Annotated in this window: 19 protein-coding genes; all 19 read right to left on the minus strand. The window is 73.9% G+C overall.

Going from position 1 to position 20,836, the window contains the following annotated elements:
* Positions 1-17: 17 nt before the first annotated feature.
* On the minus strand, positions 18-437 hold the full coding sequence (locus O7622_RS24935) for a TraR/DksA C4-type zinc finger protein (protein ID WP_282310596.1): 420 nt from the start codon (positions 435-437) through the stop codon (positions 18-20).
* Positions 438-662: 225 nt separating this feature from the next.
* Positions 663-2,168 (minus strand): potassium/proton antiporter, encoded by a 1,506-nt coding sequence (locus O7622_RS24940; RefSeq protein WP_282310597.1) that lies wholly within the window; start codon positions 2,166-2,168, stop codon positions 663-665.
* A 22-nt stretch (positions 2,169-2,190) separates the two neighbouring features.
* Entirely contained in the window at positions 2,191-2,499 is a 309-nt protein-coding gene (locus tag O7622_RS24945) for a DUF167 domain-containing protein (protein WP_120568830.1), read from the minus strand.
* 2 nt (positions 2,500-2,501) lie between these two features.
* Positions 2,502-3,113, minus strand: coding sequence for a hypothetical protein (locus tag O7622_RS24950; RefSeq protein ID WP_348774087.1), 612 nt, complete (start codon positions 3,111-3,113; stop codon positions 2,502-2,504).
* 300 nt (positions 3,114-3,413) lie between these two features.
* Entirely contained in the window at positions 3,414-4,217 is an 804-nt protein-coding gene (locus O7622_RS24955; RefSeq protein WP_013287595.1) for a DivIVA domain-containing protein, read from the minus strand.
* A gap of 41 nt (positions 4,218-4,258) precedes the next feature.
* On the minus strand, positions 4,259-4,564 hold the full coding sequence (locus tag O7622_RS24960; RefSeq protein WP_013287596.1) for a YggT family protein: 306 nt from the start codon (positions 4,562-4,564) through the stop codon (positions 4,259-4,261).
* Positions 4,565-4,592: 28 nt separating this feature from the next.
* Positions 4,593-5,294 carry a cell division protein SepF gene (sepF, locus tag O7622_RS24965; protein ID WP_282310599.1) on the minus strand — a complete coding sequence of 234 codons (702 nt, stop codon included), beginning with the start codon at positions 5,292-5,294 and terminating at the stop codon, positions 4,593-4,595.
* 193 nt (positions 5,295-5,487) lie between these two features.
* On the minus strand, positions 5,488-6,234 hold the full coding sequence (locus O7622_RS24970; protein ID WP_282310600.1) for a YggS family pyridoxal phosphate-dependent enzyme: 747 nt from the start codon (positions 6,232-6,234) through the stop codon (positions 5,488-5,490).
* Positions 6,235-6,243: 9 nt separating this feature from the next.
* On the minus strand, positions 6,244-7,359 hold the full coding sequence (gene ftsZ / locus O7622_RS24975) for a cell division protein FtsZ (RefSeq protein ID WP_282310601.1): 1,116 nt from the start codon (positions 7,357-7,359) through the stop codon (positions 6,244-6,246).
* A gap of 228 nt (positions 7,360-7,587) precedes the next feature.
* Positions 7,588-8,406: an FtsQ-type POTRA domain-containing protein gene (locus tag O7622_RS24980; protein ID WP_282310602.1), complete on the minus strand. Its 819-nt coding sequence runs from the start codon at positions 8,404-8,406 to the stop codon at positions 7,588-7,590.
* Entirely contained in the window at positions 8,403-9,884 is a 1,482-nt protein-coding gene (murC, locus tag O7622_RS24985; protein WP_282310603.1) for a UDP-N-acetylmuramate--L-alanine ligase, read from the minus strand. Before murC ends, O7622_RS24980 begins: the two co-directional genes overlap by 4 nt.
* A gap of 85 nt (positions 9,885-9,969) precedes the next feature.
* A complete protein-coding gene (murG, locus tag O7622_RS24990; protein ID WP_282310604.1) occupies positions 9,970-11,076 on the minus strand; it encodes an undecaprenyldiphospho-muramoylpentapeptide beta-N-acetylglucosaminyltransferase in 1,107 nt (368 codons plus the stop codon).
* Complete coding sequence (locus O7622_RS24995; protein ID WP_282314218.1) at positions 11,076-12,491, minus strand: putative peptidoglycan glycosyltransferase FtsW; 1,416 nt, start codon at positions 12,489-12,491, stop codon at positions 11,076-11,078. The genes murG and O7622_RS24995 overlap by 1 nt, the downstream gene beginning before the upstream one ends.
* 239 nt (positions 12,492-12,730) lie before the next feature.
* Positions 12,731-13,855, minus strand: a complete 1,125-nt coding sequence (mraY, locus tag O7622_RS25000; RefSeq protein ID WP_282310605.1) for a phospho-N-acetylmuramoyl-pentapeptide-transferase — start codon at positions 13,853-13,855, stop codon at positions 12,731-12,733.
* A complete protein-coding gene (gene murF / locus O7622_RS25005; protein ID WP_282310606.1) occupies positions 13,852-15,261 on the minus strand; it encodes a UDP-N-acetylmuramoyl-tripeptide--D-alanyl-D-alanine ligase in 1,410 nt (469 codons plus the stop codon). Before murF ends, mraY begins: the two co-directional genes overlap by 4 nt.
* On the minus strand, positions 15,258-16,820 hold the full coding sequence (locus O7622_RS25010) for a UDP-N-acetylmuramoyl-L-alanyl-D-glutamate--2,6-diaminopimelate ligase (protein ID WP_282310607.1): 1,563 nt from the start codon (positions 16,818-16,820) through the stop codon (positions 15,258-15,260). Before O7622_RS25010 ends, murF begins: the two co-directional genes overlap by 4 nt.
* Before the next feature lie 52 nt (positions 16,821-16,872).
* A complete protein-coding gene (locus O7622_RS25015; protein WP_282310608.1) occupies positions 16,873-19,086 on the minus strand; it encodes a penicillin-binding protein 2 in 2,214 nt (737 codons plus the stop codon).
* A 3-nt stretch (positions 19,087-19,089) separates the two neighbouring features.
* Positions 19,090-19,671 carry a hypothetical protein gene (locus tag O7622_RS25020; protein WP_282310609.1) on the minus strand — a complete coding sequence of 194 codons (582 nt, stop codon included), beginning with the start codon at positions 19,669-19,671 and terminating at the stop codon, positions 19,090-19,092.
* Positions 19,668-20,777: a 16S rRNA (cytosine(1402)-N(4))-methyltransferase RsmH gene (gene rsmH / locus O7622_RS25025; RefSeq protein ID WP_282314219.1), complete on the minus strand. Its 1,110-nt coding sequence runs from the start codon at positions 20,775-20,777 to the stop codon at positions 19,668-19,670. Before rsmH ends, O7622_RS25020 begins: the two co-directional genes overlap by 4 nt.
* Positions 20,778-20,836 lie beyond the last annotated feature (59 nt).

A 20,836-nucleotide genomic window follows, 5' to 3' on the forward strand; every position in this document is an offset into this window, starting at 1 on the left:
CCGCCGGGGAGCGGTGGTCAGCGCCGCTCCTCCAGCTGCTTGCACGTCACGCAGAGGGTGGCCGACGGGAACGCGGCGAGCCGCTCCACCGGGATCGGGTTGCCGCACCGCTCGCACCAGCCGTAGCCACCCTCGTCGAGGCGCTCCAGCGCGCGCTCGACCTGCGTGATCCGTTCCTTGATGCTGTTGGCGAGAGAGATCTCCTGCTCCCGCTCGAACGTCTTGGTCCCGGTGTCGGCCTGGTCGTCCCCGGCCGAGTCGGTCAGCCGGTCGCGCTGCAGCTCGGTGATCTCGCTCAGCGTCTGATCGTACTCGGCGTTCAGCTCGTCCCGCCGTGCCGCCAGGGCACCCCGGATCTTCTCGGTCTCCGCCGCGCTGCGGGTGGCCTTCGCCACCGGCTTGCGACCGGCGGTCCTGGTGTCGGCTGGCTTCGCCATCGTCAGCTCCCTCAGCCGCGCGGAGCGGCGGTCAGCGGTGCGTGGGCGGGGACGCCGTCGTCGGCGTCGTCCGCGTACGGAAGGGTGCACGGCGAGCGGGCCCGCCGTGCACTCCGGAGGTTGGCAAGAATACGGAACGTACAGGCGTCCGACAACGTGCCGCACCGTCGTCCCACGTATCCGCCCCGGACTGCCATCAATCGGGGCAAAAGGAACGGTAGCAGATCAGCGGGCCGTCTCCTCGCCGTACTCCCCGAACCACCTCGCCAGGCGGCCCCGGCGGTTCACCGCCCGCAGCCGCCGCTCGGTCTCGTCCCGTACCCCGGCAGTGGCCACGATGAGCAGGCTGTCCCCGACCTTGAACCGGGTGTCGGCGCCCGGCACGAAACCGACGCCGTCGCGCAGCACGAGCGTCACCGCGGCGCCGACCGGAAGCCGCAGCTCGTCCACGTGCACCCCGGCCAGCCGCGACCCGGCCGGCACCTCGAGCTGGAGCAGGTCCGCGCGCATCCGTTCCAGCGGCGCGGTCTCCAGCAGGATCTCGCTCGCCTCGGCCGGTGCGGTCACGCCCAGCCGGCGCGCCGCCGGCGCCAGCGTCCCGGCCTGGAGCAACGTGAAGATCACCACCAGCACGAAGACGGCGTCGAACAGGCGATCAGCCCCCGGCACGTGCAGCGACAGCGGGATGGTCGCCAGCACGACCGGCACCGCGCCGCGCAGCCCGGCCCAGGACAGGAACAGCTGCTCGCGCAGGTTCACCCGGAACGGCAGCGCGGACACCGCCACCGACAGCGGCCGGGCCAGCAGCAGCAGCGCCAGCCCGGTGATCACGGCCGGCAGCACCGCCGCGTCCAGCCGGCTCGGCGAGACCAGCAGGCCGAGCAGCACGAACAGGCCGATCTGCGCCAGCCAGGCCAGCCCGTCGGCGAACCCGAGGATCGCCTGGCGGTGCGGCAGCCGGGAGTTGCCGAGCAGCACGCCCGCGACGTACACGGCGAGGAAGCCCGAGGCGTGCAGCACCGAGCCGGCCGCGTACGCCAGCACCGTGAAGCCGACCACCGCGATCGGGTACAGGCCGGCCGACGGCAGCGCGGCCCGGCGCAGCGCGTACCGGCCGGCCAGGCCCGCGCCGACCCCGACCGCCGCGCCGGCGCTCAGCTCGTAGCCGAGCAGCAGCACCTCGTACCACCAGGGGTGGGCGGCCTCGGCCCCGGCGCGGGACAGCAGCAGCACCAGCAGCACGACCGGGGCGTCGTTCACCCCGGACTCGGCCTCCAGCGCGGCCACCAGCCGGGGCGGCAGACGCAGCCGGCGCAGCGTGGCGAACACGGCCGCCGCGTCGGTGGAGGAGAGCACCGCGCCGTAGAGCAGCGACAGCCGCCAGTCCAGGCCGAGCAGCAGGTGCACCACCACGCCGACGACCACGATGCTGACCACGACGCCGACCGTGGACAGCGCCGCGGCCAGGCCGAGCACCGGCCGCAACGTGGTCCACCGGGCGGTCAGGCCGCCCTCCGTGATGATCACGATGAGCGCGCAGAAGCCGAGCACCCGGGTCAGCTCGACGTCGTCGAACCGGATGCCCAGGCCCGCCTCGCCGAGCAGCACGCCGAGCGCCAGGTAGACCAGCAGACTCGGTACGCCGAGCCGGGTGGAGAACCGCACCGCGCCCACCGCGACCAGCAGCACGGCGGCGCCCACGAGCAGCGCGACGTCGAGCCCCGGGGTCATCGCCGGCCGGCCCGACCGGACCTCACGCCGTGCTGCCGTCGCGCAGCCGGCGCAGCACCTCGGGCAGCCCGTCGTGCGGGCGCTCGACCAGGAACAGCTTGTCCCGGCTGGCCGCCCCGGACCGCAGCGACACGGTCGCCGGGCGGACGCCGAGCGCGTCGGCGAGCGCGCGCCGGGCCGCCTCGGTGGCGCGGCCGTCCACAGCGGGCGCGTGCACGGCGACGACGAGCGCGGGACCGTACGGCCCGTCGAACCGCCCGCCCACCCGGGCGCGGGCCGCCCCGGGCTTCACCCGCACCGCGACGGTGAGTGTGTCGTCCGCGATCGTCATGGTCAGCGCGGCCGGGCCTCGGCGAGCAGGGTGGTGGCGGCCTCGCAGCGCGCGCACGGGGTGAAGCCCAGCGCGACCGCCTCGGCGACCGGCAGCGGTTCGTCCTCCCGGCCCACGAGGTGCGGGCAGCCGGGCAGGTGGAAGCGGGGACGGCCGTCGACCACCAGGACCTCGCCCGGCAGCCGGACCAGCCGGGCGACGTCCCCGGTGGAGAGGTACTCGGCGGACGGGTCGCCGTCGAACGCCTCGCCCGGCGCGGGCGAGGTGGGCCGGGCGGTCTCCGGCACGCGCGGGCCGGGCGGAGAGTAGGGCGCCGCGTCGGCGACGACCGGGTCCGCGTCCACCGGCGCCGCGTACGGCCCGGCGGGCTCGGCGTCGAACGCGGACGTGTACGGCCCGGCGACGGGATCGGCCTCGTACGCCGTCGTGTACGGCCCGGCCTCGTACGGCCCGGCGGCGGCCTCGAACGGCCCGGCGGCGAACGGCTCGGCCGGCGGCGAGTACGCGGCCGGCGGCGGGGCGTCGTCCGGCTCGGTCACCGGCGACCCGGGCGGTTGCCGCCACCCGGATCCGCCGGCGCCGAACGTGGACGTGTGGTGCGGGACCGGGCTCACCGGCTCGTCCGGGGACGGAACGGTGTGCGCGGTCCGCGGTCGCGGCCCGGTACCCCGGCCGGCCGTGGCCCGCGCCGCGGCGGCCTGGCGGGCGAACGCGACGAAGGCGACGGCGGACAGCAGGCTGGCCGCGATCGAGACGATGAGCAGGAGGCTGGATCCGCCGGCGAGGCCGGCGATCAGCAGCACGACCGCGACGAGGATGAGCAGGATGCTGGCGGCTACCACGGCTCACCCCCGGCCGCGTCGTGTCGGTCTGGGCGGTCGGTGGCCGTCACGGGGACGGCCACCGACGCGGGATCAGCGGCCGGACTCGAGCGAGCCCGCGCGGCCACCGCCGTAGGAGCCGGCGAGACCGGCCGCGGCGAGACCGTTGCTGCCTGCGGCACGGGTGCCCTCGGCGCGGTTCATCTCCACCTCGAGACCCTGGCCGCGACCGTCGAGGTCACGCAGTTGGCTCTCCAGGTACGCCTTGAGGCGGGTGCGGTACTCGCGCTCGAACTGCTTGAGCTCCTCGATGTGCTTCTGCAGCGCGGTGCGCTTGGCGTCCAGGCCGCCCATGGCCTCCTGGTGCCGCTGGCGGGCGTCCCGCTCCAGGGCGTCGGCCTTGGCGCGCGCCTCCCGGGTGACCTCCTCGGCCTTCGAACGGGCCTCGGAGAGCAGCTGGTCGGCCTCGCGACGGGCGTCGGAGACGTGGTCGTCGGCGGTGCGCTGGGCCATCATGAGCACCCGCAGCGCCTGCTGCTCGCCGTCACCGGTCACGCCGGCCGGGCCGCCCTGCGTGCGCACCTGCTCCAGCTCGGCCTGCATCGCGCGGGCCGCTTGTTCGGCGGCCGCCTTGTCGCGCTGCACCCGGTCGAGCTGGGCCTTGACGTCGTTGAGCTCCGCCGCGAGGCGGGCGTCACCGCCGGGGCCGGCGGGAGCGCCACCCCGACCGCCGCGCTCCACCTGGGCGCGCAGCTCGTTGTTCTCCTCGATCAGACGGGCCAGCTCGCGCTCGACCTCGTCCAGGAAGGCGTCGACCTCCTCCTCGTCATACCCCCGCTTGCCGATCGGCGGCTTTTTGAAGGCGACGTTGTGGACGTCGGCCGGGGTCAGCGGCATCGAAACTCCTCGGGTCAGTTGCGGCCGCGAAAGCGCTCTGGTCAGGCAAACGCGAAGATCAGGCGCCTAAACACGAACTCCATCAGCACGAACAGGATAACCAGGAGCACAAGGGAGGCCAGGTCGATGCTCACGGTACCAATTCGCAGTGGTGGGATCACACGCCTCAACGCTCGCAGGGGCGGATCAGTGACGCTCCACACGACTTCCAGTCCCGCCGACGCTCCCCGCCCCGGTTGCCAGCGGCGACCATAGGCCAGTACCGCCCCGAGAACAAATCGCGCCAAAAGGACAATTAGGAAGATGTACAGCAGCAGGTAGAGCACCTGGAACAGGATCGACAACACGGCAGGCGACGTCCCTCGGTCGTGCGGCTCAGCTCAGGCTGAAGAAGCCGCCCTCAGCGATCTTGGCCTTGTCCTCCGCGGTGACCTGGACGTTGGCCGGTGAGAGCAGGAACACCCGGTTGGTCACGCGCTCGATCGTACCGCGCAGGCCGAACGCGAGCCCGGCGGCGAAGTCGACGAGCCGGCGGGCGTCCGCCTCGTCCATCTCGGTGAGATTGATGATCACCGGTACGCCGTCGCGGAAGTGCTCGCCGATGGTCCGCGCCTCGCGGTAGGTGGTCGGGTGCAGCGTGGTGATCTGGTAGCGCTGCTCGTCCTCCGGCACCACGCGCTCCCGCTCCCGCGGCTGGGCCTGCGGCGCGAGCGCGAGGTTGTCCCGGGTGTGGTAGGTCAGCGCGCCCGAGGCGTCACCGCCGGAGGACCGGGTGATCGACCGGACGCTGGACCGCTCGGCCCGCTCCGGGCGCTCGGCCTCGGCCCGGTCCGCGTCGACCGCGCGGCTGGAGGCGCGCTCGGAGAGCCGGCCCCGGTCGCCGAGCCGGCTGCGCGTCGTCGGCGGCTCCTCGGCCTCGTCGTCGTCCTCGTCGGCGAACTCCTCGGCGTACCGGCTCGACCGGTAGCGCGACGAGTCCCGGTAGCCACCCTTGTCGTAGCCACCGTCCTCGTACGCCCGCTCGTCGTCCTCCTCGACGAGACCGAGCCAGACCCCCGCCTTGCGCAGTGCACCCATCCCCGCGCCCTTCCGTCCGCCGTGCGGCACGCGCCCCCGTGCCGTGTCGCTTGATCACGAGTGGACGATCATGCCCACCGGACCGGATCGGCAATCCCCTGACGCGCGGTTCGCGGTCCGCCCGTCACGGCCCCCGGCTCCGGGAACGCCGTCCTGAACAACACTGATGTAATTTGCTTCCGTCGTGGTGAGGCTACCGCAGCGCAGGGCGCATTCCGAGCAACGCGCTGCCGACACGGACATGTGTCGCGCCGTGCCCGACAGCGCTCTCCAGGTCTCCGCTCATGCCCGCCGACAGCACAGTCGCGTCCGGATGGTCGGCCCGCAGCGCCGTCGCCACCTCGGCCAGCCGGGCGAACGCCCGGTCCGGCTCCCAGCCCAGCGGCGCCACCGCCATCAGGCCCGCCAGGCGCAGACCGTCGGCGCCGGCCACCGCGGCGGCCACCGGGTCGAGCCCCCGCTGCGGATCGGCCGCGCCGGGCAGTGCCCCGCCCCGGGCCGGGTCGCCGTCGATGCTCACCTGCACCAGCACGTCCAGCGGCCGGTCCCGGACCGCGCCGGCGGCGGCGTCCAGCGCGGCGGCCAGCCGGACGGTGTCCACCGACTGGACCACGTCGGCGTACCGGACCACCGAGCGGGCCTTGTTGCGCTGCAACTGGCCGATGAAGTGCCAGCGCGGCGCGGCCCCGGCGGAGGCGACCGCCTCCGCCTTCGGCGCCGCCTCCTGGTCGCGGTTCTCCCCGACGTCGGTCACGCCGAGCCCGGCCAGCGCGACCACGTCCGCCGCCGGGTACGTCTTGGTCACCGCGACCAGTGTGACCTCGTCGCGCTGCCGCCCGGCCGCAGCGCAGGCGTCGGCGATGCGGGCCCGGACCTGGGCCAGCCCGGCCGCGAGTTCGGCACGCCGCTCGGGCCGCACCGCCGTCTGTGACTCCGTCATCGGCGCGGCTCAGGACCCGTTCTTCAGGAAATCGGGCACGTCGACGTCGTCGAAGAGCACCCGGCGCGACGGCTGCTGCGGCGCCGGCATGGTGGCCGGCGGGCTCACCGGCGCGTTCGGCTGGGCCGGCGGGTTCTGGTTGCTCTTGCGCGGCGCTTCCACCGCCTTGTACGCCGGCGCGCCCCCGTCGAAGCCCGCCGCGATCACGGTGACCCGCACCTCGTCGCCGAGCGCGTCGTCGATGACCGCACCGAAGATGATGTTCGCGTCCGGGTGGGCCGCGTCGGTGACCAGTTGCGCCGCATCGTTGATCTCGAACAGGCCGAGGTCCGATCCGCCTGCGATGGAGAGCAGCACGCCGCGCGCGCCGTCCATGCTCTGCTCCAGCAGCGGGCTGGAGATCGCCGCCTCGGCCGCCTCGACGGCGCGGTTCTCGCCCCGCGCGCTGCCGATGCCCATGAGCGCGCTTCCGGCGCCGCTCATCACGCTCTTCACGTCGGCGAAGTCCAGGTTGATCAGACCCGGCGTCGTGATCAGGTCGGTGATGCCCTGGACACCGGAGAGGAGCACCTGGTCCGCGGTGCGGAACGCGTCCATCATGGAGATGTTGCGGTCGCCGAGCGCGAGCAGCCGGTCGTTCGGGATCACGATGAGCGTGTCGCACTGGTTGCGCAGCTCCTCGATGCCCGCCTCGGCCTGGACCTGCCGGCGCTTGCCCTCGAACGAGAACGGCCGGGTGACCACACCGATGGTGAGCGCGCCGAGCTTGCGGGCGATGTTCGCCACGACCGGCGCGCCGCCGGTGCCGGTGCCGCCGCCCTCGCCGCAGGTGACGAACACCATGTCGGCGCCCTTGAGGACCTCCTCGATCTCGTCGCGGTGGTCCTCGGCGGCGTTCTTGCCCACGTCCGGGTTGGCGCCCGCGCCCAGTCCCCGGGTCAGCTCCCGGCCCACGTCGAGCTTGACGTCGGCGTCGCTCATCAGCAACGCCTGCGCGTCGGTGTTGATCGCGATGAACTCGACGCCCTTGAGCCCAACCTCGATCATCCGGTTGACGGCGTTGACGCCGCCGCCCCCGATGCCGACGACCTTGATGACCGCCAGGTAGTTGTGCGGAGGTGTCATCTCCGGTCCTTTCCCTTCGAGATTGGCATGGGCCGACCCCACACGGCTTGGCCGGATCAGCGGCCTCCGACGGCTGAACCCTCACCCTCTACTAGAGGCTTAGAGTTATGTCAACCACTGATCTCTTCGAGGCAACGTATGCGCCGCCGCGCCAGGAGCCAAGGACCTGTTCCGGCGTGTCGCCGACCGAGCGACAGGGGACACAGCGCGGGCTCGCTGAGCCACGGGTCACTCGAACGTGACCACGTCCGGCGCGCTGACGTCGATCCGGTCCGCCTTGCGGTTCAGCAACGAGGTGGCCACTGTCGACTTGTCGGTGCCGCGGGAGGCGTCGCCCCAGAAGACCTGACGCTCGCCGCGCAGCAGCAGCGTGATCCGGGCCAGGCCGGCCACGTCCACCGCGACCAGCTCCGCGCGAAGCTTCTCCCCCAGCGCGGCGAGCACCGCCAACCCGGCCCGCGTACCCGGGTCGTCGGGGCCGGGCCGCGCGACCCGGACCTGCGGCAACCCGTCCGGCGCCCGGTCCAGGCGCTGGAAGACCACGCCCGAGCCGTCGACGACCACGAAGCCGTCGCCCTGCGGCACCGCCGCCACCGCGGTGCGCTCCCGCACCCGGATCACCAGCGTGTCCGGCCACTGGCGCTCCACAGTGGCGCTGGCCACCGGCGGCAGCGTGCCGACCTTGCGCGCGGTCGCGTCCAGGTCCACCCGGGCCAGTGGCTCGTTGTCCGGCACCGCCGCGGCGTCGCGGATCTGCACCGGGGTGACCAGTTGCGCGCCGACCACCCGCACCTCGCGGACGCCGAACAGGCCGGTGCCCAGCACCGTCCACGCGACCAGGCCCGCGACGGCGAGCACCGCGGCGGCGACCGCCCAGGGCAGCGCGGCGCGCATCCGCCGCTGCCGGGCCCGGGCCATGAACCGGCGGGTCGACGGCGGCACCGCGTCCGCGTTCGCCCGCACGAGCTGCCAGCGCCGGGACGGGCTGCGCCGCCCCGCCCCGCCGTCCGGTCCGGGGGTACGGCCGCGGGCCGGACCGGGACTCATCCGGCGGGGGTCGCCGCGCCGTCCGGGTCGACGCCGGCGCCGAGCCCCGTGCCCCCGGCGGAGCGGGCGAGCAGAGCGTCGAGCAACTGGTCACCCATCAGCGAGATCGGCGGCGCGCCCATGGTCACCACCACGTCGCCGGTCCGCGCCCGCCGGGCCACCTCGCCCGGCACGTCGTCCCACGCCTCGACGAACACCTTGCGCTCGGCCGGCAGCGGCACCTCCTGGATCAGCGCGGCCGAGCCCTCGCCGGGGCGGCGCGTCTCGCCGGGGCCGAAGACCTCCAGCAGCACCACCTCGTCCGCGATGCCGAGCGCGGCGGCGATCTCCGCCTGGTTGTCGCGGGTGCGGTAGAGCCGGTACGGCTGGAACACCACGATCAGCCGGCCGTCCCCGGCCACCTCGCGCAGCGTCTGCAACGCCAGCGTCATCGAGGTCGGGTGGTAGGCGTACTCGTCGTAGACCAGCACGCCGTCCGCCGCGCCCTTGCGCTCGAAGCGGCGCCGCACGCCGGGGAACGCGCCGAGCGCGGCCTCCGCCGCGGCCACCGGCAGTTCCAGCAGGTACGCGGCGAGCACCGCGGCGGCGCTGTTGAGCGCCATGTGCCGGCCCGGTACGGGCAGCCGGATCTCACCCAGCGGCCGGCCCTCGACCTCGGCCTGGTAGCGCACACCGTGCGCGGACGACACGACCTCGCTCATCCGCAGGTCCGCGTCGGCGGACTCGCCGTACGTCCAGACCCGGCGGCCCTCGGCGCGCAGCGTCTCGGCCAGCCGGCGCCCGCCCGCGTCGTCGGCGCAGGTGATCACGAAGCCGGCCGGGTCGGTGAGCCGGGCGAACTCGGCGAACGCCGCCTCCAGGGTGGCCAGGTCGCCGTAGGTGTTGAGGTGGTCCGCCTCGATGTTCGTGATGATCGACACGAACGGCCGGTAGATGAGGAAGGAGCGGTCGCTCTCGTCCGCCTCGACCACGAAGTGCTCGCCGGTGCCGTGGTGCGCGCCGGAGCCCACCTCGGAGATCTCGCCGCCGATCACGAACGACGGGTCGGTGCCGGCCTGCTGGAGCACCATGGTGACCATCGAGGTGGTGGAGGTCTTGCCGTGGGTGCCGGCCACCGCCACCGTGCGGCGGCCGGTCATCGCGGCGGCGAGCGCCTCGGAGCGGTGCAGCACCCGCAGGCCCCGGCGGCGCGCCTCGACCATCTCCAGGTGGTCCTGCGGGATGGCCGAGGAGTAGACGACCGTGTCCACCCCGTCGAGGTTCGACGCCTCGTGGCTGGAGTGGATGGTGCCGCCGAGCGCCCGCAGGCCGGCCAGCGACGGCCACTCCCGCAGCTCGCTGCCGGAGACCGGCAGGCCCCGGGTGAGGAACAGCCGGGCCAGCCCGGCCATCCCGACCCCGCCCACCCCGATCAGGTGGATCCGGCCCAGGTCCTCCGCCGTCATGGTGCCGGCGGGCGTGAACTGCGCGGTGTTCATCAGACGTACCTTCCCGTCGCGGTGCCACACATCGCTGAGCCACCGTCGTTCGCGACTGCGGGGCTCGCAAGCTCACTCCTCGCGCTCACCGAGCCACCGCCTCGTAGACGAAGTTCAGCAGCGCCACGTCGCCGTCGCGGCGGCCGTACCCGGCGGCGGCGGCGCCCATCGCGTACAGCCGCTGCGGATCCCGGATCAGCGGGATCACCGTCCGCTCCAGCCACGCCGGGGTCATCTCGGCGTCGTCGACCAGCAGGCCGCCGCCCGCCTCCACCACCGGCAGCGCGTTGCGCTTCTGCTCCTGGTTGCTGTGCGGGTAGGGCACGTAGACGGTGGGCAGGCCGATCGCGGCCACCTCGGCGCAGGTCATCGCGCCGCCCCGGGCCAGCATCAGGTCGGCGGCGGCGTAACCCAGCTCCATCTCGGACAGGTACGGCAGCGTGACGTACGGCACCGGCAGGTCGGTCGGCACGGACACCGGCTCGTTGCGGGCGCCGATGACGTGCAGCACCTGCACGCCGTTGCGGGCCAGCTCCTTCGCCGCGCCGGAGACGGCCAGGTTGATCGAGCGGGCGCCCTGCGAGCCGCCGGCGACGAACAGCACCGGCAGGTCGGGACGGAGTCCGAAGTGGGCGCGGGCGGCGTCACGCAGCGCGGCCCGGTCCAGCCCGGCGATGCCCCGGCGCAGCGGCACGCCGACCACGCGGGCGTCGCGCAGCGCCTCGGCCTGGGCCGGCTGGTGCGGGAAGCCCACAGCGACGTTCTTGGTGAACTTCATCCCGAGCCGGTTCGCCACGCCCGGCGGCACGTTCACCTCGTGGATGACGATCGGCAGCTCCCGCCGCCACGCGGCCAGGTAACCGGGCACCGAGACGTACCCGCCGAAGCCGACCACGGCGTCGGCCTGGACCTCGTCGATCACCTTGCCCGCGGCGCGCGCCGCCTTCCACATCCGGTCCGGGGTACGCACCAGGCTCATGTTGACCGACCGGGGAAGCTGGTAGGCCGGGATCTGCCGCAGGTCGTATCCGGCCGGCGGGATCAGCTCGTTCTCCAGCCCCTTGGGTGTGCCCAGACAGGTGATCCGGACGCTCGGGTCGTGTCGGCGCAGGCAGTCGGCGAAGGCGAGCAGCGGGTAGATGTGCCCGCCCGTACCCCCTCCGCAGAGCACCACCGAACGCAGCGGACCCATCAGCGTCTCCTCTCGCTCGCCGCGCCGGTGCGCGCCCGGTCGGACCGGGCGCCGCGGGGCGCGGCCTGGTCGTCCTGCCGCCGCTGCCGGGACCGGGGCACGGACCCTCGGTCGGCCGGAGGCGGCGCCGGTCTGCGGCGCCGGCCGGGAAGCGGCGGCAACGGGGCCCACACTAGTCGGACCCATCGGGCGGGCGGACGGGCATGCAGCGCTCGCGCCGCGTCCGGCTCGGCGCGGGCGAACGAGGCGAGCATGCCGATCGCGGCGAGCGTCACCACGAGGGCGCTGCCGCCGTCGGAGATGAACGGCAGCGGTACGCCGGTCAGCGGCAGCAGCCCGGTGACGCCACCGATGTTGATGACGGCCTGGCCGACCAGCCAGGCGGTCACGCCGGCGGCGGCGAGCCGGCGGAACGGGTCCTCGACCCGGCGGGCGATCCGCATCCCGGTGTACGCGAGCACGGCGAACAGCGTCAGGACCACTGTGCAGCCGACCACGCCGAGTTCCTCGGCGACGATGGCGAAGATGAAGTCGTTGTGCGCCTCGGGCAGGTAGTTCCACTTCAGCGAGCTCTGGCCCAGGCCGACGCCGAACCAGCCGCCGTTGCCGATCGCGTAGCGGGCCTGCACGAGCTGGTAGCAGTAGTCCAGCTCCTGCTCGAAGCAGGTCTTCGGATCCGGCGGGTCGAGCCACATGGTGAGACGGCCGAGCCGGTAGTTGTCCGCGTCCCGGGAGCCGGAGCCGGCGCCGAGCGAGGCGGCGGCCACCAGCAGGCCGATGCCGGCCAGGCCGATCGCGGAGAGCGCGGCGAAGACCCGGCCCCGTACGCCGGCCGCCCAGAGCAGCCCGACCACGAGCGCCAGCAGGCAGACCATGCTGCCCAGGTCGTTGAAGCCGACCAGCACGAACAGCAGGCCCACCACCGGGAACAGCGGTGTCGCCAGTTCCTTCCACCAGCCCAGCGCGGCGCCCTTGCGGGCCAGCACGTGCGCCGCCCACAGCACCAGCGCGAACTTCGCCACCTCGACCGGTTGCAGCGAGATCGGGCCCAGGGAGAGCGAGAGGAGTTCGGCCCGCAGCGGCCCGATCGACGTCACCCCGAACAGCGAGTTCAGCGCGACGAACAGGTTGAGCGTGAGCAGCAGCGCCACCGCCACGCCGAGCGCCGGGCGGCTCACCGCCCGGAACGTGCGCGCGGGCAGCCGCTGGCAGGCCCAGAACGCGCCGATGCCGATCACCGCGAACACGGCCTGCTTGGTCAGCGACGCGGACGCGTCGCCGCCCTCGGCGAAGTCCTTCACGCTCGTGGCGGAGAAGACCATGGTGAGGCCGATCAGCAGCAGGAGGCCGGCGCTGGACAGCAGCAGGTAGTACGAGGCCAGCGGCCGGGCCAGCAGTCCGCGCAGCGCGGCCAGGCCACCGGCCGGATCCCAGCGCGCCGCGGGCGGGTCGGCCGGTGGCGTGGCCGCCGGGGCACGGCGGGCCGGCGGGTCGCTGGTCACCTGGATGTCTCGTCCCTCCCCCACAGGCCCATCATGGCCGCTCGGCCCGCCCGCCCGTGGCGCAACCGCCCGGTCGGCGTGTCGGATCTGAAGGAAGGGCCCCTTATTAACAGACGTCTGTTAATAAGGGGCCCTTCCTTACACCCAAGGCGTCAGCTCACCGCGGCGAGGAACTCGCTGTAGAACAGGCCCAGCGCGATGGCCACACCGATACCGGCGATGATCCAGAACCGGACCACGATGTTGACCTCGCTCCAGCCGGCCAGCTCGAAGTGGTGCTGCAACGGCGACATCCGGAACACGCGCTTGCCGGTGGTACGGAAGGAGATGATCTGGATGACCACGGACATCGTGACGATCACGAACAGGCCGCCCAGGATCGGCAGCAGCAGGATGGTCCGGGTGGACATCGCCATGCCGGCGATCAGGCCGCCCAGCCCGAGCGCGCCGGTGTCACCCATGAAGATCCGCGCCGGGGACGTGTTCCACCACAGGAAGCCCACGCAGGCACCGGCAGCCGCGCCGGCGATCAGCGCGATCTCCAGCGGGTCGCGCACGGTATAGCAGTACGACTCGGTGTAGTTCGGGTCGGCGCACCAGTGCCGGTACTGCCAGAACGCGATCAGCGCGTACGCCGCCAGCACCATCACCGAGGCGCCGGTGGCCAGGCCGTCCAGGCCGTCGGTGAGGTTGACGCCGTTGGTGGCCGCCATGACCACCATGATGATGACGATCACCGCGCCGATCTTGCCGATCTCCAGCGCCGGGATGTCCCGGATGAAGCTCAGCGTGGTGCTGCCCACCGTCTCGGTGTTCGTCGCGTTGCCGCCCGCGTCGGTCATGCTCGACGGGAAGTAGAGCGCGACCACGCCGAACACCGCTCCGACCAGGATCTGCCCGGCCAGCTTGCCCCGCTTGTTCAGGCCGCCGCTGTGCCGCTTGCGTACCTTGAGGAAGTCGTCGATGAAGCCGACCGCGCCGGAGAACACCATCAGCCCCAGCAGCACCAGCGCCGTGATCGTCGGCTCGACCTGGGCGATCTGCGCGTCCGGCAGCGTGGTCAGGGCCAGGTGACCGGCCACGTACGCGATGACTGTGGCCAGGATGAAGACCACGCCGCCCATCGTCGGCGTGCCCTTCTTGCCCTGGTGCATGGCCGGGCCCTCGGCCCGGATCGGCTGCCCGGCCTTGAGCCGGGTGAACACCTTGATCGCGATCGGGGTGCCGAACAGTGAGATCAGGAACGCGACGCCGATGGCGACGATGACCGCCCTCATGCGGCGCCGCCCTCCGTCGCACCCTCCCGGGCGTCCGCGCGCAGCGCGTCCGCCACCTCCCAGGTCCGGTACCGGGAGCCCTTCACCAGCACCACGTCTCCCGGACGCAGCTCGCTCCGCAGCACCTCGACGGCCGCCGCCTGATCGGTGAGCAGCACCGACTCTCCTCCCCAATTGCCTACCGCTGTCGCGCCCTCGTGGATCGGCGCCGCCGGCTCGCCCACCACGAGCAGCCGGTCCACTCCCAGGTCGGCCGCGAGCCGGCCGACCTGCTGATGCCCCTCCCGTTCGAAGTCACCCAGCTCGGCCATGTAGCCGAGCACCGCGACGGTACGCCCCTCGCCGCGCATGCTCGCCAACGCCCGCAGCGCCACGCCGGTGGAGGCCGGGTTGGCGTTGTACGAGTCGTCGATCACGGTCACCCGGTCGGGACGCTCGAAGACGTCCATCCGGCGGGTCGAGACCAGGCCCAGCTCGTTCAGCGCCGCCGCCAGGTCGGGCAGCGGCAGGCCCAGCTCCCGGCCGACCGCCGCGGCGGCGAGCGAGTTGGAGACCTGGTGCCGGCCGGTCAGCCCGAGCCGCACCGGCGCGCTGCCCTCCGGAGTGACCAGGGTGTACGAGGGTCGTCCCCGGCCGTCGACAGTCACGTCCACGGCGCGCACGTCGGCGCGCTCCGACTCGCCGTAGCGCACCACCCGGGCCCGGGTACGCGACGCCATCGCGTCGACCCGCGGGTCGTCGGCGTTGAGCACCGCCAGCCCGTCGGCGGGCAGCGCCTCGACCAGCTCGCCCTTGGCCAGCGCGATGGTCTCCACCGAGCCGAACTCGCCCAGGTGCGCCACGCCGACGTTGAGCACCACGGAGATCCGCGGCGGCACCACGTCGCACAGGTAGCGGACGTGCCCGACCCCGCGGGCGCCCTTCTCCATCACCAGGTAGCGGGTCTCCGGTGTGGCCTGCAACGCCGTGTACGGATGACCCAGCTCGTTGTTGAACGAGCCGGGCGGCGCCACCGTCGGGCCGAGCCGGACCGCGAGCTGTGCGATCAGGTCCTTGGTGGTGGTCTTGCCGGACGAGCCGGTCAGCCCGATCACTGTCAGCCCGGGCAGCCGGTCCACCACCGCGCGGGCCAGCCGGCCCATCGCGTCGAGCGCGTCACCGACGAGCACCATCGGCACACCCGGCACCTCCCGGGTGCCGAGCACCGCGACAGCGCCGGCGGAGACCGCGCCGGCCGCGTAGTCGTGGCCGTCCACCCGCTCGCCGGGGAGGGCGACGAACAGCCCGCCCTGGTTCACCTTGCGGGAGTCGAACTCCACGGTGCCGGTGACCCGGGCGTCCGGGTCGGCCCCGGCGAGCCGGCCGTCGACGGCGGCGGCCACCTCGGCCAGCGTCAGCGGGATCACCGCTGACCCACCAGGTCACCGAAGCGGGCGCGCAGCGCCGCCGCCAGCTCCACCCGGTCGTCGAACGGCAGCACCTCGCCGCCGATCTCCTGGCCGCGTTCCTGGCCCTTACCCAGCACCGCCACCACGTCACCCGGTTCGGCCACCCGGACCGCCTCCTCGATCGCCGCCCGCCGCCCGGGCACCTCGATGACGCGGGCCGGGGTCGCGGCGGCGTACGCGCCGGACAGCACCTCGGCCCGGATCGCGGCCGGGTCCTCGGTCCGCGGGTTGTCGTCGGTCACGAGCACCACGTCGGCGCCGCACGCGGCCACGCCGCCCATCACCGGCCGCTTGCCCCGGTCCCGGTCGCCGCCGGCGCCCAGCACGCAGATCACCCGGCCGCCGGTCAGGCCGCGCAGCGTGGTCAGCACCGCCTCGATCGCGTTGGCCTTGTGCGCGTAGTCGACCACCCCGCGTACCGGGGCGTCGCCGCTGACCAGTTCCAGCCGGCCGGGCACGCCGCCGCAGGCGGCCACGCCGCGCGCCGCGGTCTCCGGGTCCACCCCGGCGGCGACCAGCAGGGCGACCGCCAGCAACGCGTTCGCCACGTTGTGCCGGCCGGGCAGCGCCACGCCGGTGGGCAGCGTCGACCCGTCCGGGCCGTGCAGTGTGAACCGCTGGGCGTAGCCCTCGCCGTCGATCCCCTCGGCCCACCAGGCGGCGTCCGGGTCACCGGCCGCCGAGTAGGTGACCGTGCCCGGCTTGTACAGCGGGCGCAGCGCCGGGTCGTCGTGGTTGAGCACCTCGACCCGGCAGCGGCCGTCGAACAGCTTGGCCTTGGCCGCGAAGTAGTCCGCCTCGTCGGCGTGGAAGTCCAGGTGGTCGGAGCCGAAGTTGGTGTAGCCGCCGACGTCGAACCGGACGCCGCCGACCCGGCCCATGGCGAGCGCGTGGCTGGACACCTCCATGACCACGGTGTCCACCCCGTGCTCGCGGGCCACCGCGAGCATGGCGTGCAGGTCGGTGGCCTCCGGGGTGGTCCGGACGCTGTCGACCACCAGGTCGCCGAGGCGGGTCTCCACGGTGCCGATCAGCCCGGTGACGTGCCCGGCGGCGCGCAGCCCGGACTCGACCAGGTAGCTGGTGGAGGTCTTGCCGGCGGTGCCGGTCACCCCGATCACGGTCAGGCCGGCGGTCGGGTCGCCGTAGACGGTCGCGGCCACCTCGCCGAGCGCGTCGCGCGGGTCGTCGACGACGAGCACCGGAAGGCCGGTCCCGGCGGCCAGCGCCACGCCGGCCGGGTCGGTCAGCAGGGCCACCGCGCCCGCCTCCGCCGCCGCCGCCGCGAACTCCGCGCCGTGGCGCCGGGCGCCGGGCAGAGCGGCGTACAGGTCGCCGGGGCGTACCTCCTGGCTGGCGTGGGTCACGCCGGTGACGGCCGGTTCGTCGGCCTCCTCCGGCAGAGTCGCCGCCACGCGGGCGGCGAGGTCGCCGAGCCGTACGGGACGCACGGTTGTGGGACGTGGATTGCCGGGCACGGCGTCAGACCCTACCCGGTCGTCCGGGTCCGACCGCACAGCCGCCCCGGTGGTTCGTCGCCACTCACCGATGATGTCCCGCCGCCCCCGCTCAGCGCGGAAAGACCTCGAACTTCGGCGACTTGTTGGTCAGCGACGGCGGCACCCGGTAGTGGCGGAGAGTGAAGCCCATCATCTCCCGGAACGCGGGCGCGGCGACCGCGCCGCCCCCGCCGCCGGGGCTCCACACGAACACCGCGACCACGTACCGGGGGTTCTCCGCCGGGGCCATGCCGATGAACGAGCCGACCTCGCCGGGCTGCTGCTTGCCGCCGTCGTAGCGCAGGCCGGTGCCGGTCTTGCCGGCCACCCGGTATCCGGGCACGGCGGCGGCCAGCCCGGTCGCCTGGCCGTCCGGGCCGTCGACCGTGGTGACCGCCTCCATCATCTGGCGCAGCGCCGCCGCGTTGGCCGGGCTGAGCACCGAGCGGGTGGTGGGCGCGGCGGCGGGGCTGCGCTTGCCGTCCGCGCCGATGGTCTCCTTGACCAGGTGCGGCTGCACGTACGTGCCGTTGTTGGCGATGGTGGCGTACGCGGCGGCCATCTGCAGCGGCGTGGCGTCCACGCTGTGCCCGATCGGCACCGATCCGTACGCCGAGCCGCTCCACTGGTCCGGCGGGAGCAGCCGGCCGGAGGCCTCGCCGGGCATGCCCTCGCCGGTCGCCGCGCCCAGCCCGAACCGCTTCTGGTAGTCGAACAGCCGGTCCTTGCCCAGCTTCTCGGCGATCTCGATGGTGCCGACGTTCGACGAGAAGGCGAGCATGCCGGGGATGCTCATGGTCCGGCCGCCGACCGGGTGGGTGTCGCGGAAGGTGACGCCGCCCCGGACGATCGTGTCGGCGACCGGGAACGCGGTGTCCGGCGTGATCACGCCCTCCTGGAGAGCCGCGCCGTACGTGATCGCCTTGTGGATCGAGCCGGGGTCGACCACGAACGTGGTGGCCGCGTCGTCCCGGTCGGCCGGGGAATCGACCTTGGCGGGGTTCGCCGCGTCGTACGTCGGCTGGCTGGCCTGGGCCAGCACCTCGCCGCTGGGGATCTCGATGATCATCGCGGCGCCGACGCTGCCCTTCACCTTGGCCGTCTGCCTCGCCAGGATCCGCTGCGTCATGAACTGGAGGTCCCGGTCGACTGTGAGCTTCAGCGAGCTGCCCGGCTGCGGCTGAGTGGTGCGGCTGTAGCCGCCCGGAATGGGTGCGGCGAGGTCACCGAGGCCCACCTCGTAGGTCCGCTTGCCGGCCTGTCCGCGTAGCACGTCGTCGTACTTCGCCTCCAGCCCCTCCAGGCCGTTCATGTCCGGGCTGACGAAGCCGAGCAGGTTGGCGGCCAGGTCGCCGCCGGGCACCTCGCGCCGCTCGTCCCGGTGCGTGTTGATGCCCGCAAGCTCCAGCGCCATGATCTTCTTCGCGGTGCTGATCTCGACGCCGCGGGCCAGGTAGACGAACTGGGAGGGCTTGTCGGTGCCGGGCAGGGTGCGCGGGCGCATCTTCTCCTCCAGATCGGAGGCGGGCACACCGAGCAGCGGCGACAACTCCCGGGCGGTGGCGGCGCGGTCCTTGACCCGGGTCGGGTCGGCGAACACGTACCGGGCCTCCACGCTGTGCGCCAGCGGCTCACCGTTGCGGTCGAGAATCGCCCCGCGCGGGGCCGGCAACTCGACCACGGCGAGCCGGTCGGGCAGGCCGCGGTCGGCGTACGCCGGGGTGTCCACGGTCTGGAGATAGACCAGCCGCACGCCGATGCTGGCGAACAGCGCCAGCGCCAGCACCGTGCCGAGCCGCAGCCGCCGGCGCGGGTCACCGAGTCGCGGCGGCCGGCGCGGCTTGCGTACCGGCCGGCGGGGCTGCGCGGCCGGGCGGCGCGGCGGGGACCGGCGGCGCGGCGGCGGCGCGTCCTCGTCGTCGTCGAACGGCTCTCGCACCGGCCGGGACGACACGGTCCGCACCACGCCGGCCCGGCCGCCCGCGGCTGTGGACCGGCGGCCGGACCGGGCGCCGTCGGTGGCGGGCTCGCGCGTGCCCGCCCGCCCCGCCCGGCCGCCGTCGAGCACCTGCAACGCGGGCCGGAACGGGTCGCCGGACCGGTTGCTTCGGGGGGTACGCCGTTGCTCGGCGCCGCCGCCCTCGCGCACGGTCCGCCCGCGCGGGGTGTACGCGCGGGCGTCGGAGATCCCGCCGAGGCCCGGCTCGCGCGGCTCCGACCCTCGCGACGATCCGCGCCGGGAGCCCGTGGCGTCCCGGCGCGGATCATCCGATCTCGGCGGCATCGCTCAGCCTCCGTTGCCCTGCCGGCTGGTGACCGACGGGGCGCCCTGCGCGGGGTGCGGCACCCCGATGGTCTGGCCGTCCGGCAGCCGGATGTAGGCCGGGTCCTCGGACTCGACCAGGCCGAGCCGCCGGGCGTTGGCGGTCAGGTTGCCGGGCGCCTCCTGCTTGGCGATCTCCTTGCGCAGTTCCTGCTCGTCCACGTCCAGCTTGGCCTGCCGCTGCTGGAGCCTCTCCAGCTTGAAGGCGTTCTCGTTGATCTTGGTGTTGACCGCCAGGATGCCCAGCACCCCGCCGACCACCAGCACCAGGATCAGTGCCACGAACGGAGCCCGGGGCACCCGGATCGGCGCCGGCGGGGCGACCCGCAGGCGCGGCGCGGGCGTGCCGGTGACCCGGGTACGCTCGGCCGGCCGCAGGGCGGCGCTGCCCTGCGTCGGAAACTCGCGCGCCCCCCGGGCGCGAGCCTGCTCCCGGCGGTCGGTCGCGGTCGTGTCCCGCGTGGTGCGCTGCGCCGCGGTCCGGCCCCCCGACCGCGGTGCGCGCTGCCCGACGGCTCCCCGGCCGTCGCGCTTCTCGACGTTCATGTCCCCTCCCCCTCCTCGTCCGTCCCGTTCGCGTCCCCCGGGGCCGACCGCGGGTCCTCGCCGGACCCCGGTGACCCCGTCCCCGGTTGGTGCATCGCCTTCACCCGGCGGCGGTACCGTTCGCGGTCGGTACGCCCCTGCCGGGCCTCCTCCGGATCGAGCCGTTCCGCGGCCCGCAGCCGCACCGAGGCGGCACGCGGGTTCGCGGCCACCTCCGCCTCCCCGGGCAGCTCGGCGCCCCGGCTCAACAGCCGGAACGTCGGGCCCGACCCGGGCAGTTCGACCGGGAGGTCGACCGGGCCCTTACTGCGAACCCGGTCGGCGAGCGCCTGCTTGGTGAGCCGGTCCTCCAGCGAGTGGTAGGACAGGACCACCATGCGGCCGCCCACTGTGAGCTTGTCCAGAGCAGCCGGCAGCGCCGTCTCCAGCGCTGCCAGTTCTCTGTTTACCTCGATCCGCAAAGCCTGAAACGTTCTCTTTGCCGGGTGTCCACCGGTTCGTCGCGCCGGTGCCGGAATGGCGTCCCGGACCAGCTCGGCCAGCCGGGCCGAGGAGGTGATCCGGGCGCGCTCCCGTTCCCGGATGATCGCCGAGGCGATCTTCCCGGCGAACTTCTCCTCGCCGTACACCCGCAGCAGGCGGGCCAGGTCCGGGTGGGAGTAGGTGTTGACCACCTCCTCGGCGGTCACCCCCCGGGTCTGGTCCATCCGCATGTCCAGCGGCGCGTCCTGCGCGTACGCGAACCCGCGGTCGGGCGCGTCCAGTTGCAGGGACGAGACCCCGAGGTCGAACAGCACCCCGTCGATCGCCGGGTAGCCGAGCCGGTCGAGCACCTCGGGCAGCTCGTCGTAGACGGCGTGCTCCAGGTGGATCCGGTCGGCGAACCGCGCCAGGCGGACCCGCGCGTGGGCGAGCGCCTCGGTGTCCCGGTCCAGGCCGATCAGCACCGTGTCCGGATGCGCCGAGAGCACCGCCTCGGCGTGCCCGGCCAGGCCGAGCGTGGCGTCGACGTGGACGGTGCGACCGGGCCGGCCCAGTGCGGGGGCCAGCAGCTCGAGACACCGCTCGAGCAGCACCGGCACGTGCGTGCCGCGTAGCTCCCCCATCTCGACCCCCACCCCGTTCGCCAACCGTTCCGTCACGTGTCCGTCGTCGCCACGACGCC

The organism is Micromonospora sp. WMMD1076 (assembly GCF_029581475.1).
GTDB lineage: Bacteria > Actinomycetota > Actinomycetes > Mycobacteriales > Micromonosporaceae > Micromonospora > Micromonospora aurantiaca.

Excerpts from the sequence above, each read along its gene's own strand:
- O7622_RS24935 (WP_282310596.1), bottom strand. The coding sequence starts at position 437 with ATGGCGAAGCCAGCCGACACCAGGACCGCCGGTCGCAAGCCGGTGGCG.
- O7622_RS24940 (WP_282310597.1), bottom strand. The coding sequence starts at position 2,168 with ATGACCCCGGGGCTCGACGTCGCGCTGCTCGTGGGCGCCGCCGTGCTG.
- O7622_RS24945 (WP_120568830.1), bottom strand. The coding sequence starts at position 2,499 with ATGACGATCGCGGACGACACACTCACCGTCGCGGTGCGGGTGAAGCCC.
- O7622_RS24955 (WP_013287595.1), bottom strand. The coding sequence starts at position 4,217 with ATGCCGCTGACCCCGGCCGACGTCCACAACGTCGCCTTCAAAAAGCCG.
- sepF (WP_282310599.1), bottom strand. The coding sequence starts at position 5,294 with ATGGGTGCACTGCGCAAGGCGGGGGTCTGGCTCGGTCTCGTCGAGGAG.
- O7622_RS24970 (WP_282310600.1), bottom strand. The coding sequence starts at position 6,234 with ATGACGGAGTCACAGACGGCGGTGCGGCCCGAGCGGCGTGCCGAACTC.
- ftsZ (WP_282310601.1), bottom strand. The coding sequence starts at position 7,359 with ATGACACCTCCGCACAACTACCTGGCGGTCATCAAGGTCGTCGGCATC.
- O7622_RS24980 (WP_282310602.1), bottom strand. The coding sequence starts at position 8,406 with ATGAGTCCCGGTCCGGCCCGCGGCCGTACCCCCGGACCGGACGGCGGG.
- murC (WP_282310603.1), bottom strand. The coding sequence starts at position 9,884 with ATGAACACCGCGCAGTTCACGCCCGCCGGCACCATGACGGCGGAGGAC.
- murG (WP_282310604.1), bottom strand. The coding sequence starts at position 11,076 with ATGGGTCCGCTGCGTTCGGTGGTGCTCTGCGGAGGGGGTACGGGCGGG.
- mraY (WP_282310605.1), bottom strand. The coding sequence starts at position 13,855 with ATGAGGGCGGTCATCGTCGCCATCGGCGTCGCGTTCCTGATCTCACTG.
- O7622_RS25015 (WP_282310608.1), bottom strand. The coding sequence starts at position 19,086 with ATGCCGCCGAGATCGGATGATCCGCGCCGGGACGCCACGGGCTCCCGG.
- O7622_RS25020 (WP_282310609.1), bottom strand. The coding sequence starts at position 19,671 with ATGAACGTCGAGAAGCGCGACGGCCGGGGAGCCGTCGGGCAGCGCGCA.
- rsmH (WP_282314219.1), bottom strand. The coding sequence starts at position 20,777 with ATGGGGGAGCTACGCGGCACGCACGTGCCGGTGCTGCTCGAGCGGTGT.